Genomic DNA, 13730 nt, shown 5'->3' with positions numbered 1-13730 from the left:
GGCGTCAATTCGTCTCGCCCAAGAGATGGAAGACGAGCCCTTCATCGCTTTCCTTGGCCTCGGCCTTGATATGGGCGATTTCGGCGCTGACGCGATTGATGTCGTCGATGACGAGACCTTCCGGCAGCTCCAGCACGCCGATCGAGCAGCGCATCAGGGGGAACAGCGCTTCGACGCCGGCGCGGTCATGGCCGCGAATGCGGCCGGCGGCCCGATCGGCGTCGGAATAGAGGTCGAGCACATCATCGTGGAAATCGCTGATCAAGCGATCGAGAATTTCAGTCAGCTCTTCGTTGGTCCAACCACGGACGCCGATGAAAAAATCGTCGCCACCGACATGCCCCAGGAAGTGGCGCTCGGCGAAGAAATAGCGACGCATGAGCGCGGCAAAGAGCGAAATCGCGTGATCGCCGAGGTGGAAACCGTAGGCATCGTTGAACGGCTTGATGTTGTCGAAATCGCAGTAGCAGAAGTGACGCTTCTCGTCCCCATCGAGGCTCGACTCGCGCATGAAGTCGCGGATCGCCCTGTTGCCCGGCAGCCCGGTCAGCGGGTTCTGGTCCTGGGCGGTCTTCAGCTTCTTCTCGTTCATGACCTTGATGAGCGACGCGGCAGATACGACGCCCGCATAGCGCATGTTGTCGGTCAGCAGCAGGCAGTTCGTGCCTTCCATGTTGGCGAAGATCGCCATCAGCTGTTCGGTATCGGAGTCAAGACCGACGATCGGAGCCATTTCGACGAAATGCGAGATGGTTCGCTCGTAGACCTTGTTCTTCAGCAGATCCCGGCCGAAGGGCTGGTAGATGTATTCCTTCAGATGCCGCTCGTGCAGGATGCCGCGCGGCTCGCCGTTCGCGTTCAATACCGGGAAAAAGGCCTGATGCGGATTGCGACGGAAGAGCTCGAAGACGCTGTCGATCGTGTCGTTCTCGTAGACCGTCGGCAGCATCTCGATCTGCTTGCGGATCAGGATCTCGTCGAGCGATTGCGGGCTGCGCTTGCCCTTGGGAAGGTCCAGCAGGTGCGGAAACGACGGCTGCAGCTCGGTGATATGGGTCGTCGGGCGGGAGATGAACCAGCCCTGGACGAGATCGACGCCGAATTCGCGGCAGGCGACGAACTCTGCCTCGGTCTCGATCCCCTCCGCGATGACGCGGGTGCCAAGCACGTGGGCGATGTGGACGATGTTCTTCAGAAGGTGTCGCTTGCGCGGGCTGCTGTCGATATCGGCGATGAAATGCCGGTCGATCTTCAGATAGTCTACCGGGTGGTCGCAGAGCAGCTTCATTTCGCCGTGGCCGACGCCGAAATCGTCAATCGCCAGTTTGAAGCCGGCCTTGCGCAGCAGTGATACGAGGGCCGCAAACTCCGGCACACTGGTATTGTCGAAGCGCTCGGAGAATTCGAAACAGATCGAGGAGGGTGGGATATTGGCAAGCTTCAGATGCTGCAGCAGGCCTTCCACCAGCCGCTCGCCATGTGGGATCAGACGGACATCGAGATTGAGGAACAGCGTCGAGCTCGAGAAATGCGGGAGCGTGGCGAACTTCGCAAGCGCGCGGCTTGCCACCATCTGCTCCAGCTGCAGCAGCTGCTGGTTCTTATGGGCCTCGTCCAGAATCTCGACCGGGGAGCTGAAGCCGATGCGCTCCTGTCCGCGCATCAGCGATTCATAGCCGAATACGACACCCGTCCCGGCCTCGACGATGGGTTGAAACGCATTTTCGATGACGAGTTTCGCAAGGGTTACGATTTGATCGCTTGCGTAGCGACGAACGAGCGCCGGATCGCTGTGTCTTATTGTTTTTTCGCAGGGACACTGGCGGAGAAGGATCAACGAACCCTTTCCCCAATATGAAACTTTTGTGAAACCGGCGAACCCGACCGTTCAAGCGAGCGAATTTTGCTCCCCGATCAATGGTTTGGTCAGGCGGTGCGCCGATGCTCGGCCTCGTGATCGGCGAACATCTCGGCAACGCATTTGCCGCCTCCAGGGATGCAGTCCTGATTGAGCATTTCGCTGTCGTGTCCACCGACCTTTCGGGCGGCGTCCCACAGACGCAGGGCTTCGCGCACGACCTCGCTGCTCGAAGCATAGCTGCCATTGTCTACCGCGGCGCGAATGTCCGCCGCCTGCAGTGGTGAAATGGATACGGTGACCATCGGCATGAGATTCCTCCCTTTACCTCGTCGGGCATATGACTGCCCTCTCAGGGGACGGTTAGCCAGTCCACGGCATGACCGATGCACCCGCCGCCTCGGCTGCCTCTCGTGGGGACAAATTTTAGCCCTCGCTCACATGCTTGTCAAAAAAGAAACAATTCGTGAGCCAGGGCTGTGAATTCCGGGCATAACTTAGCGGCGGATCGCGAAGCCGAAGGCAAGCATCGACCAGCCTTGGATGAGAAGGTCGCAGGCGAGGAAAAGCCCCAGGATCCAGAGACTATTGACGGGCCATCCGAGCGCGATGACCACGCCCGCCAGCGCGGTGATGATGCCGCTTGCGAGCACCCAACCCCACCCCTTCACCGGACGCATGCGCCAGCCGACCCACGTGCGGAACACGCCGGCAATCAGAAGCGCGATCGAGAGGAACAGCGTCAGCGCGGCCGAGGCAAGTAGCGGATTCGTGAAGGCGAAAACACCGGCCAGCACATAAAGTACGCCGCTCAGCGCCCAAAACAGCACCTGGTCCCAGCTTCGCACCTGAAACGCGTGAACCAGATAGACGATGCCGCCGATCAGCATCAGCATCCCGACGTAGTAGACGGACGCGACGGTCGCGAGCACGATATTTGCCGCTGCTATAAGGCCGCATGCGATCAACAGGACCCCAAGTGCAACGAACCAACCCCATTTCGATTGCAAGGACGGAAAGCTCAGTCGGTCAGGAATATCAGCCATGACGCACCTCCTGGTTGGTAGGAGAATATGCCGCAAAAACACGGAATGGGAAGGGGTTCGCCCATCCGGGCGCAGTGCGCGTTTTTTATTGATTGATCAGTCAATCAAAATTATACTCATCTCCATTGATGGAGTGGCGGCATGCCCAAAGTCGGAATGGAGCCTGTACGCCGCAAGGCGCTCGTGGATGCAGCGCTGCGCGTGATCGGGGATCACGGCTCGCTCACCGTCACCATGTCCGAAATTGCCCGGCAGGCCGGTGTTTCGCCGGCGCTGGCGCATCACTATTTCGGCAGCAAGGAACAGCTGCTGATCGAGACCGTTCGCTCTCTCTTAAAGCAGTTGCGCGACGACGCGGTGAAAGCGTTGAAGGCGGCAGTCACGTCGCGCGAAAAGCTCTCCGCCGTGATCCGGGTCAGCTTCCAGGCCGACCAGTTTGCGCCGTCAACCATCGCCGCCTGGCTTGCCTTCTATGCCGAGGCGCAGCGCTCGGAGGAGACGCGGCGCTTCCTCGTCATCTATGCCCGCCGCCTGCGGTCGAACCTGCTTGCCAACCTGAAGGCGCTCTGCCCTGCGGATGCCGCAGAACGCATTGCTGAAGGCGCGGCTGCGATGATCGACGGGCTCTACATCCGCCAAAGTCTGAGGTCAGCGCCTGTCAGCATCGAGGCATCGATCTCGCTCACCGAAGACTACATCAATTCACAGCTTGCCGCCCTTGCGAAAGGACAAATCCAGTGACCCTCAAAGCCCAGCCGAAAGCCTCCCACTTCATTGACGGCGAATATGTCGAGGATGAAGCAGGCAGCGTCATCGAAAGCATCTATCCGGCGACCGGCGAGGTGATCGCCCGGCTGCACGCGGCGACACCCGCGATCGTCGAAAAGGCGATCGCCGCGGCCAAGCGCGCCCAGCCCGAATGGGCGGCGATGAGTCCGACGGCGCGCGGCCGTATCCTCAAGCGGGCTGCCGAGATCATGCGCGAGCGCAATCGCGAGCTGTCCGAGCTGGAGACACTCGACACCGGCAAGCCGATCCAGGAAACCATCGTTGCCGATGCGACCTCGGGCGCCGACAGTTTCGAGTTCTTCGGCGGCATCGCCGCTGCCGGCCTCAACGGTTCCTACATCCCTCTCGGCGGCGACTTCGCCTACACCAAGCGCGTGCCGCTCGGTGTCTGCGTCGGCATCGGCGCCTGGAACTATCCGCAGCAGATCGCATGCTGGAAGGGCGCGCCGGCGCTCGCCGCCGGCAATGCCATGGTCTTCAAGCCGTCGGAGAACACGCCGCTTGGCGCGCTTGCCATCGCAGAGATCCTGCACGAGGCCGGCCTGCCGAAGGGGCTCTACAATGTCATCCAGGGTGACCGCGAAACCGGCCCGCTGCTCGTCAACCATCCTGACGTCGCCAAGGTGTCGCTGACGGGCTCGGTGCCGACCGGCCGCAAGGTCGCTGCCGCTGCTGCCGGCAGCCTGAAGCACGTCACCATGGAGCTCGGCGGCAAGTCGCCGCTTGTCGTCTTCGACGATGCCGATATCGACAGTGCCGTTGGCGGCGCCATGCTCGGCAACTTCTATTCGACCGGCCAGGTCTGCTCGAACGGCACGCGTGTCTTCGTGCAGCGAAAGATCAAGGCGGAATTCCTGAAGCGGCTGAAGGCCCGTACGGAGGCCATCCTGATCGGCGACCCGATGGATGAGGCCACGCAGCTCGGGCCCATGGTCTCCTGGGCGCAGCGCGACAAGGTTCTATCCTACGTCGAGAAGGGCAAGGCGGAGGGCGCGACGCTTGTCACCGGCGGTGGCATTCCGAACAATGTCTCCGGCGAAGGCTATTACGTCCAGCCGACGGTCTTTGCCGACGTCACTGACGATATGACGATCGCTCGTGAAGAGATCTTCGGGCCTGTCATGTGCGTTCTCGACTTCGACGACGAGGCAGAGGTGATCGCGCGCGGCAACGCCACGGAATTCGGCCTCTCGGCCGGCGTCTTCACCGCCGATCTGACACGCGCCCATCGCGTCGTCGATCAGCTCGAGGCCGGCACGCTCTGGATCAACACCTACAACCTCTGCCCTGTCGAGATTCCCTTCGGCGGCTTAAAGCAATCCGGCTTCGGGCGCGAGAACTCGCTCGCAGCGCTGGAACACTATTCGGAACTGAAGACGGTGTACGTCGGCATGGGAAAGGTCGAGGCGCCGTATTGACGGGGCGCGGCCTGCCCTCACCCTTCGAGGGTCGCTTCGCTCCCGCCTCATGGTGAGGAGGCCCGCCCTGAGGGCCGTCTCGAACCACGAGGCCATACGAGCGGCACGGCACGATAAAACACTAGAGGAACTACCATGCAGCAGGCAGATTTCGTCATTATTGGCTCCGGCTCGGCGGGCTCCGCCCTCGCCTATCGGCTTTCGGAAGACGGCAAGAACACCGTGATCGTCATCGAGGCGGGCGGCTCCGATTTCGGGCCGTTCATCCAGATGCCGGCAGCCCTTGCCTGGCCGATGAGCATGAAGCGCTACAACTGGGGCTATCTCTCCGAGCCCGAGCCTGCTCTCAACAACCGGCGCATCACCGCGCCGCGCGGCAAAGTGATCGGTGGCTCCTCCTCGATCAACGGCATGGTCTATGTGCGCGGCCACGCCGAGGACTATAATCGCTGGGAAGAGCTCGGGGCCCAGGGATGGGCCTATGCGGACGTCTTGCCCTACTTCAAGCGGATGGAGCACAGCCACGGCGGCGAGGAAGGCTGGCGCGGCACTGACGGACCGTTGCATGTCCAGCGCGGCGTCTTTCGCAACCCACTGTTCCACGCCTTCATCGAGGCTGGCAAGCAGGCGGGCTTCGAGGCGACGGAGGATTACAACGGCTCGAAGCAGGAAGGCTTCGGGCTGATGGAGCAAACCATCTTCGGCGGCCGCCGTTGGTCGGCGGCCAACGCCTATCTGAAACCGGCGCTGAAGCGGCCGAACGTGGAGGTCGTCTATGGCCACGCCCACAAGGTGGTGGTCGAGAACGGCCGGGCGACCGGCGTCGAGATCGAGCGCGGCGGCAGGGTCGAGGTGGTGAAGGCGAACCGGGAGGTCATCGTTTCGGCCTCCTCCTTCAACTCGCCGAAGCTCTTGATGCTCTCGGGCATCGGCCCCGGCGCCCATCTGCAGGACATGGGCATCGAGGTGAAGGCGAACCGGGCGGGCGTCGGCGCCAATCTGCAGGATCACATGGAATTCTACTTCCAGCAGGTCAGCACCAAACCGGTCTCGCTCTATTCGTGGCTTCCCTGGTTCTGGCAGGGCGTCGCCGGCGCGCAGTGGATGTTCACCAGATCCGGGCTCGGCACCTCGAACCAGTTCGAGGCCTGCGCCTTCCTGCGCTCGGCGCCTGGTGTCAAGCAGCCTGACCTCCAGTATCACTTCCTGCCGGTGGCGATCAGCTATGACGGCAAGGCGGCGGCCAAGAGCCATGGCTTCCAGGTGCATGTCGGCTACAATCTGTCGAAGTCGCGCGGCAACGTCACGCTGCAGTCCTCGGACCCGAAGGCCGACCCCGTCATTCGCTTCAACTATATGAGCCATCCAGAGGACTGGGAGAAATTCCGTCATTGTGTGCGGCTCACGCGCGAGATCTTCGGACAAAAGGCCTTCGACCAGTATCGCGGACCGGAGATCCAGCCGGGCGAGACTGTGCAGACCGACGAGCAGATCGACGCCTTCCTGCGCAAGCATCTGGAAAGCGCCTACCACCCCTGCGGCACCTGCAAGATGGGCGCGAAGAGCGACCCGATGGCGGTCGTCGATCCCGAGACCCGTGTCATCGGCGTAGACGGGCTGCGCGTAGCAGATTCGTCGATCTTTCCGCACGTCACCTACGGAAACCTCAACGGTCCCTCGATCATGACCGGTGAGAAGGCGGCCGACCATATCCTCGGCAAGCAGGCGCTGCCGCGCTCCAACCAGGAGCCATGGATCAGCCCGCGCTGGGCGGTGAGTGATCGGTAGACTGCCGCGCGATCAGTGGTAGTCTTCTTCGCGCTGATGACGGACGGCAGCGATGATGACTGTGTGGCTGTCTTCGATCTGGAAAAGCACGACGTGGCCTGCCGAACCGAAGGGGATCAGCAGTTCGCGCAAGAGAGCGCTGCTGCCCGTCGCCTTTCGACAACTGAACGGAAACTCCTCCAACGTCGCAATGCCCTATACGATCGTTGCAATTGCAATGCACAGCGACCTTCTTGGAGCTCAGAATCATTACAGAAAACCGATCCATCGCCCTGAGATCAGAGCGCTGACCCAAATCGCGGCCGATAGGGCTGCGGACAATCTGACGCCAGTCGTAGCCGAACCCTTGGAAAGGCCCGCCCGCCATCCTCGCCCGAGATGAACAAACGCTGCATTACAGAACCCGAATGAGATCAGTCCAAGCTTCCAAAGAAAGGCAGTGTTGGACGCATATTCGACCGGCTTTACGCTGAAAAGGGCAAGGCCGGTGATCACCGCTCCGACAAGTCCGATGGCCGCCGCCCTCGACAAGAACGGACCTATGACCGCCAGCGGCACCGATCCGAAGAGGCCCATCAGCCGCAGATCAAGCGGCAGGATTGCCCCTATCAGCAGCCCGATCGAGAGGATATGGGCGGCGTTGACTGCCATATAGACAAGCGCTGAGCGCCGCAGCCCGGACGACAGCGGCGTTGCGGCGAGCCATTCCAGGAACTCGATCGCCATCACTCAGTTCGTCTGGATCCGTTCCGGGTAAATATCGTAGCGCTTGTCGGCGACCGTGATCCGCACGGCCTTCATTCGCTTTTCGTCAGCCTTTAGCGAACGGTTTCCGAGAACGACAACCGGATCCCCCTTCTTCGCCGAGCCTTCGACAAAGCCCGAGCGCTCCGTCTGCCGCGGGTTGCCGAGTTCGACGAGCCAGACGCCGTCGCTGGCGGTCGCAACATCGAGCGTCGGATGTGGGCCGCCCATCGTTACCTTTTCGATGGTGCCGCGCAATTCCGTCTGCTCTCCCTCGGCCCATGACCAGCCGTGGTGCGCGGCCGCTCCCGTGGCCAAAGTGACTGCGAGGATTGCGCCGATTGCCATTCGTTTCGAGCCCATGACGTGCATGTTCGTTTCTCCCTACCACTGGACAGGAGCGAATTGGCGCACAGGCGAGCGATTGAAAGCTATCTCACCGAATCTTGAAGCAAGCATCAAGCGCACATCCCGGAAGGCAGTGAATTGCGATCCTGTGCCCAAATTGCAGTCGCGGCCGCCATTCGCGCGCGGCGTGCGGCAGAGCATAAGCGGCCGTCGAGGCGGTTGCGCTAGGCCAGCAGGCGGGTGACTTGCGCGCCCTTTGCCGGCGCCACGGCATCAGCGATCGTCGTGGAAAACAGCACCTTGCGGGTTGCGTCCGCCACCTTGGCGAAGACGTGGCGGATCTCGCAGTTCTGCTCGCCGTCGCAATCATCGCATTTGCGATAAGCCGTGATCGAGAGGCAGGGAAGCGGTGCGATCGGACCGTCAATGATGCGCAGCACCTCGCCGAAGGTGATCATGTCGGCCGGCTTCAGCAAGAGATACCCCCCCTGCTTGCCGCGACGGCTGACGACGATGCCCTGATGTTTCAGGTCGAGCAGAATCTGTTCCAGGAACTTCTTCGGTATCTTCTGCTGCGCTGCGATGTCGGAGATCATCACAGGCTCGCCGTCATCGGCTTCAGCCAATACCGTCAGCGCCCTCAGCGCATATTTTGCCTTCTGCGTAATCATATTTGACCGTCGACACACACATGGTGGGCGGAATCACCAGCTCACCGCAAGCTCGATCCTGCCTCTATGGCATGCGCAGCATGAACGGAATTTGAACAAGCCTGCGAAACCCTTGAGAGACAAGGTTTTTGGCCTTGTTTTTTCACCCTCGGCCGATACCTGAAATCTACTGCAAAATGTGCCCCTGATGTCATCAATTCACATTTCCGATTGACAGGCAACGTGTTACTCTACTAAATCAATAGCCAATTAGGCTGACCGTCGGCAAAACATCGCCGGTGCGGCTGCTTTTCCGCATTGCAGCGGCGGGGGAGAGATATTTGCTCCTATCGCGCCCGCTTTCGAAATGCGTTTTTCTGTCCGATCCGACCCCGACCTGCGATACTCCGGCCAACATCAAGGACAGGATCCCCATGACTGTTGCTGCCAATCCAAACGCCGAAGCGGAAACGCTGAACGCGAAACTCGCAGGCCTTGACCTTGCAGAGCGTCTGTCGCTTGTCGCCGGTCTCGGCGGCCGCGTCGTCTTCACGACCTCTCTCGGTATTGAGGACCAGGTCATCACCGCTGAGATCGGCAACCACCGCCTTCCGATCGATGTCGTGACGCTGCAGACCGGACGGCTGTTTCCGGAAACGCTCTCCCTGATCGACGAGACCGAGAAGCAGTACGACATCCACATCAGCCGCTACGAGCCCGAGCAGGCCGATATCGACGCCTATGCCGCCAAATATGGCCTCAACGGCTTCTATGAGAGCGTCGAAGCCAGGCATGCCTGTTGTGGCGTGCGCAAGTTGAAGCCGCTTGCGCGAGCCCTGGCAGGGGCGACGATCTGGATCACCGGTCTGCGCCGCGGCCAGTCGAGCAACCGCGCCGACACGCCGTTTGCCGAGTATGACGCCGAGCGTCATCTCTTGAAGGTCAACCCGCTCGCTGACTGGGATCTCGACATCATCAAGGCCTACGTTGCCGACAACAGCGTGCCGGTCAATCCGCTGCACGCCCGCGGCTATCCCTCGATTGGCTGCGAGCCTTGCACCCGGGCGATCAAGCCCGGCGAGCCGGAACGCGCTGGCCGCTGGTGGTGGGAACAGGACGAAAAGCGTGAATGCGGTCTGCACGTGGCCGAAGAGGCCACGGCGATTTCCGCGCAACAGTAACCCGTCGACTTCGGGATCGGAGCGCGGCTGCCGCCTGCGCTCCTCGAAGTCTGAAATGCACCTCATTCCGGACGCCTCCCTTCCGAGAATGATTGAAGTCTGGAGTTAGAAATGCCCGATAGCCGTCCGGATACGGAAATCAACAATCCCCGGAGCGCGAAGCCGCCGCTCGATCCGCATTTGAAGGCGCTCGAAAACGAAGCGATCCACATTTTCCGCGAGGTCGCCGCCGAGTTCGAGAAGCCCGTCATGCTCTACTCGATCGGCAAGGACTCGTCCGTCCTGCTGCATCTCGCACGCAAGGCATTCTATCCCGGTCGCGTCCCCTTCCCGCTGCTGCACGTCAACACCGGCTGGAAATTCCGCGAGATGATCGCTTTTCGCGACGAAACCGCGAAGAAATACGACCTCGACCTGATCGAGCACATCAATCCGCGCGGTGCGGCTGAAAACGTGACGCCGTTCACGCATGGCTCGGCAGCCTTCACCGACATCATGAAGACCGAAGGGCTGCGCCAGGCTCTCGATGCCGGCCAGTTCGATGCAGCCTTCGGCGGCGCGCGCCGCGACGAGGAGGCGAGCCGCGCCAAGGAGCGCATCTATTCATTCCGCACGCCGGATCATCGCTGGGACCCGCGCAACCAGCGGCCGGAACTCTGGAACATCTATAACGGCCAGATCCGCAAGGGCGAAAGCGTTCGCGTCTTCCCGCTGTCGAACTGGACCGAGGTCGATATCTGGCGCTACATCCAGGCCGAAGACATTCCGCTGGTACCGCTCTACTACGCCAAGAAGCGTCCCTATGTTGAGCGCGACGGCATGATGATCCTCGCCGAAGATCCGCGGCTGGAACTGCTTCCCGGCGAAGTGCGCCAGGAAGGCATGATCCGTTTCCGCACCCTTGGCGATTTTCCGCTGACGGGCGCCATCCCATCGAAAGCGACCACGCTCGAAGAGGTGATCGCCGAACTTGAAATTGCCACGGTTTCCGAACGACAGGGCCGCGCCATCGACCGCGACCAGTCGGGCTCCATGGAAAAGAAGAAGCGTGAAGGATATTTCTGAGATGACCGCAGCCGTAACCGCACACGCCCTTACCGTGCCCGCCGCAGAACCTGCAACGGCGACGCGCGACGCGCGACCGCTGCGCCTCATCACCTGCGGCAGCGTCGATGATGGCAAGTCCACCCTGATCGGCCGCCTGCTCTGGGATACCAAGGCCGTCAAGGAAGACCAGGCCGCTACGCTCCAGCGCGATTCGACGGGCAAGCAGAACGACCTCGGCTTGCCTGACTTTGCCCTGTTGCTTGACGGCCTTCAGGCCGAGCGCGAACAGGGCATCACCATCGATGTTGCCTATCGCTACTTCTCGACTGACAAGCGCTCCTTCATCGTCGCCGACACACCCGGCCACGAGCAGTACACCCGCAACATGGCAACCGGCGCTTCCACCGCCGACCTCGCCATCCTGCTGGTCGACGCCCGCGCCGGCATTCTGGAACAGACCCGCCGCCACGCAACTATCGCCTCCCTGCTCGGCATCAAGCAGTTCGTGCTTGCGATCAACAAGATCGACCTGACGAACTACGACCGCTCCGGCTTCGACAAGATCACCCATGAATTCCGCGAGTTCGCGCTGTCGCTCGGCGTCAAGCAGATCACCGCGATCCCGATGTCCGCCCTGAAGGGCGAGAATGTCGTCTATTCCGGTGAAGCGTCGATGCCGTGGTATGCCGGCCCGACGCTGGTCGAAACCCTTGAGCTTGCTACCGTCCGCTCCTCGCAGGCGACGGGCTTCCGTTTCTCTGTGCAGCGCGTCTCGCGCCCCGGCGAAAGCTTCCGCGGCTACCAGGGCACGGTTGCCGGCGGTTCCGTCAAGCCGGGCGACAGCGTCATGATCCTGCCCTCGGGCATGGTCGCCAACGTCTCCAAGATCGTCACCTTCGATCTGGTGCGCAATGCCGCAGTTGCCGGCGACGCGATCACGCTGGTTCTCGACCGGCAGGTGGACGTCGCGCGCGGCGACATGATCGTCTCGATCGACAGCCAGCCGCAGGTCGGCCTCTCCTTCGACGCACAGATCGTTGCGCTGCAGCCGGAAGGCATCGAAGCCGGCAAGCGCTACTGGCTGAAGAGCGGCAGCCGCCGCCAGCGTGTGCAGGTGCAGCCATTGGCGCAGCTTGAGCTGAAGAGCGGTGCCTGGGTTCCCGTCGATACGCTCTACATGAATGCCATCGGCAAGGTGCGCCTCGCCTTCGACGAACAGGCAATCTTCGACCCCTATGAGCAGAACCGTGCATCCGGCTCGTTCATCCTGATCGACCCCGACACCAACAACACGGTGGCCGGTGGCATGGTGAGCGGAAAGCGCAGCGAACTCGGCGGCATCCACGGCGGCGACGCCCGCGTGATCCTGTCGCTGCCCGCCGACCTCGCCGACCAGATCATGGCGAGCGAACTCTTCGCCAACCGCCGCCACGAGGCGGAGGTGCGGCGCATGACCGCCGCCCAGGCCGCCGACCTCTGGTCGAATGCGGCAAGCGACATCTAGATAAAACGAAAACGGGGCCAGATCGGCCCCGTTTCTCATTGTAACCCGTCTCTCTCTCCGCCTACCACAAAGGCATGTGGCGGTTGACGTCCTTGTAGAGCAGGTAGCGGAAGCGGCCGGGGCCACCGGCGTAGCAGGCCTGCGGGCAGAAGGCGCGCAGCCACATGAAGTCGCCCGCTTCGACCTCAACCCAATCCTTGTTGAGACGATAGACGGCCCTGCCCTCGAGCACATAGAGGCCGTGTTCCATGACATGCGTTTCCATGAAGGGGATCACGCCGCCGGGCTCGAAGGTGACGATGGTGACGTGCATGTCATAACGAAGATCGGCCGGGTCGATGAAGCGCGTCGTCGCCCAGGCGCCGTCCGTATCTGGCATCGGCTGAGGCGGATGGTTTTCCTCATGCGTGAAGATCGCCGGCGGCGGCTCCAGGCCTTCGGCTTCCTGGAAGGCCTTGCGGATCCAATGAAACTTCACGGGTGCAGCACTCTTGTTCCACAAAGTCCAGCGGGAGCCGGCCGGCAGGAAGGCGAAAGAGCCGGGACGCATCGCATGCGACGCACCTTCGAACTCGACGGTCATCTCGCCCTCGACGACGAAAAGCACGCCTTGCGCGCGCTTTTCCGGCTCCGGCCTATCACTGCCGCCGCCCGGCTGCACTTCCATGATGTATTGCGAAAAGGTCTCGGAAAAACCGCTCAACGGGCGGGAGATGACCCAGGCTCGCGTACCGTCCCAGTGCGGGAGATAGCTGGTGACAATGTCGGTCATAACGGTGCGGGGGATGACGGCATAGGCCGTCGTGAACACGGCCTTGCTGGACAGGAGTTCGGTCTGTGGCGGCAGGCCGCCCATGTTGGAATAGAAGTTCGAGCTGCTCATTGGTTCACTTTTCACCGGCCGGGATTGTCAATCTGCTTTAAGCGCCGCATCTCTTCTAGGCAACCTTTAGATTGCCGCCGCCGCGCGTCAGAATGTCCGCGGCGCTTGGCTACCGCAGGAGGGACGTGATGAACCTGGAAAAGCTTCGGGAAGACTATGTTCAGAGGGTCAAGGAGTACGAGGACAATCTCAAATCCATGACCGAGAATGAGGTCAAGCACTTCCGCGCGGAGGGAGCCGGGCCGCTCTCCGATATCACCGAGCAGATCCGCAACGAGTATTATCGGCACATCGAGACCTATGCGGCTCTGATTGCGGAAATCGATGCCATTCTCGGGGCATAGGACGCACCCGACGGATGTGATGTTCGGGATGTTTAAACCCCTGGCCGAGTTCCTCGCTTTGCTTCCGGCCCCCGCGCCGAAGTTGACGTCAGAAAACGAAGAGGGCCTGCAAGGCTGCAGGCCCGATCGC

The 13730-nt window shown here is 61.6% G+C and carries 14 protein-coding genes and 1 pseudogene; 7 read left to right on the top strand and 8 right to left on the bottom strand.

The features are described from left to right. Positions 1 to 4: 4 nt before the first annotated feature. The 3 genes from WGT02_RS06505 to WGT02_RS06495 all read right to left on the bottom strand — a co-directional run bounded on the left by WGT02_RS06505 (position 5) and on the right by WGT02_RS06495 (position 2904). Positions 5 to 1837: a GGDEF domain-containing protein gene (locus WGT02_RS06505; protein ID WP_024317998.1), complete on the bottom strand. Its 1833-nt coding sequence runs from the start codon at positions 1835 to 1837 to the stop codon at positions 5 to 7. Between the two features lie 89 nt (positions 1838 to 1926). After that, positions 1927 to 2169 carry a type II toxin-antitoxin system ParD family antitoxin gene (locus tag WGT02_RS06500; protein WP_024317999.1) on the bottom strand — a complete coding sequence of 81 codons (243 nt, stop codon included), beginning with the start codon at positions 2167 to 2169 and terminating at the stop codon, positions 1927 to 1929. Between the two features lie 186 nt (positions 2170 to 2355). Further along, complete coding sequence (locus WGT02_RS06495; protein ID WP_024318000.1) at positions 2356 to 2904, bottom strand: HdeD family acid-resistance protein; 549 nt, start codon at positions 2902 to 2904, stop codon at positions 2356 to 2358. Between the two features lie 141 nt (positions 2905 to 3045). Between WGT02_RS06495 and betI the strand changes: the two genes are divergently transcribed. From betI to betA, 3 genes are all read left to right on the top strand, one after another. Beyond that, on the top strand, positions 3046 to 3645 hold the full coding sequence (gene betI, locus WGT02_RS06490) for a transcriptional regulator BetI (protein WP_024318001.1): 600 nt from the start codon (positions 3046 to 3048) through the stop codon (positions 3643 to 3645). Continuing rightward, positions 3642 to 5111 carry a betaine-aldehyde dehydrogenase gene (gene betB, locus WGT02_RS06485; RefSeq protein WP_208248618.1) on the top strand — a complete coding sequence of 490 codons (1470 nt, stop codon included), beginning with the start codon at positions 3642 to 3644 and terminating at the stop codon, positions 5109 to 5111. Before betI ends, betB begins: the two co-directional genes overlap by 4 nt. Positions 5112 to 5246: 135 nt before the next feature. After that, on the top strand, positions 5247 to 6899 hold the full coding sequence (betA, locus tag WGT02_RS06480) for a choline dehydrogenase (RefSeq protein WP_024318003.1): 1653 nt from the start codon (positions 5247 to 5249) through the stop codon (positions 6897 to 6899). Positions 6900 to 6911: 12 nt separating this feature from the next. Here betA and WGT02_RS06475 read toward each other — a convergent pair. The 4 genes and pseudogenes from WGT02_RS06475 to WGT02_RS06460 form a co-directional block, all read right to left on the bottom strand. Beyond that, positions 6912 to 7091 (bottom strand): annotated as a pseudogene (locus WGT02_RS06475) (type II toxin-antitoxin system RelE/ParE family toxin); the annotation flags it as partial. A gap of 57 nt (positions 7092 to 7148) precedes the next feature. Beyond that, positions 7149 to 7625 (bottom strand): hypothetical protein, encoded by a 477-nt coding sequence (locus tag WGT02_RS06470; RefSeq protein WP_024318004.1) that lies wholly within the window; start codon positions 7623 to 7625, stop codon positions 7149 to 7151. Positions 7626 to 7628: 3 nt separating this feature from the next. Next, entirely contained in the window at positions 7629 to 8015 is a 387-nt protein-coding gene (locus tag WGT02_RS06465) for a DUF6152 family protein (protein ID WP_024318005.1), read from the bottom strand. Between the two features lie 200 nt (positions 8016 to 8215). Beyond that, positions 8216 to 8662 carry an Rrf2 family transcriptional regulator gene (locus tag WGT02_RS06460; protein WP_037125403.1) on the bottom strand — a complete coding sequence of 149 codons (447 nt, stop codon included), beginning with the start codon at positions 8660 to 8662 and terminating at the stop codon, positions 8216 to 8218. Positions 8663 to 9075: 413 nt separating this feature from the next. On the opposite strand from WGT02_RS06460, the gene WGT02_RS06455 reads away from it, so the two are divergent. The 3 genes from WGT02_RS06455 to cysN all read left to right on the top strand — a co-directional run bounded on the left by WGT02_RS06455 (position 9076) and on the right by cysN (position 12373). After that, positions 9076 to 9822: a phosphoadenylyl-sulfate reductase gene (locus WGT02_RS06455; RefSeq protein ID WP_024318007.1), complete on the top strand. Its 747-nt coding sequence runs from the start codon at positions 9076 to 9078 to the stop codon at positions 9820 to 9822. Positions 9823 to 9933: 111 nt separating this feature from the next. Then, a complete protein-coding gene (cysD, locus tag WGT02_RS06450) occupies positions 9934 to 10887 on the top strand; it encodes a sulfate adenylyltransferase subunit CysD (RefSeq protein ID WP_024318008.1) in 954 nt (317 codons plus the stop codon). A 1-nt stretch (position 10888) separates the two neighbouring features. Beyond that, entirely contained in the window at positions 10889 to 12373 is a 1485-nt protein-coding gene (gene cysN, locus WGT02_RS06445; protein ID WP_024318009.1) for a sulfate adenylyltransferase subunit CysN, read from the top strand. Between the two features lie 61 nt (positions 12374 to 12434). Here the strand turns inward: cysN and WGT02_RS06440 are convergent, their stop codons facing one another. Then, positions 12435 to 13256 (bottom strand): bifunctional allantoicase/(S)-ureidoglycine aminohydrolase, encoded by an 822-nt coding sequence (locus WGT02_RS06440; RefSeq protein WP_024318010.1) that lies wholly within the window; start codon positions 13254 to 13256, stop codon positions 12435 to 12437. 128 nt (positions 13257 to 13384) lie between these two features. On the opposite strand from WGT02_RS06440, the gene WGT02_RS06435 reads away from it, so the two are divergent. Next, positions 13385 to 13600: a hypothetical protein gene (locus WGT02_RS06435; protein ID WP_024318011.1), complete on the top strand. Its 216-nt coding sequence runs from the start codon at positions 13385 to 13387 to the stop codon at positions 13598 to 13600. The last annotated feature ends 130 nt before the right edge of the window (positions 13601 to 13730 follow it).

The sequence above is a fragment of the Rhizobium sp. T1470 genome (genome assembly GCF_042140505.1).
GTDB lineage: Bacteria > Pseudomonadota > Alphaproteobacteria > Rhizobiales > Rhizobiaceae > Rhizobium > Rhizobium favelukesii.
The sequence above is the reverse complement of the archived record's forward strand: the minus strand, read 5'-3'. Positions and strand labels throughout refer to the sequence as shown.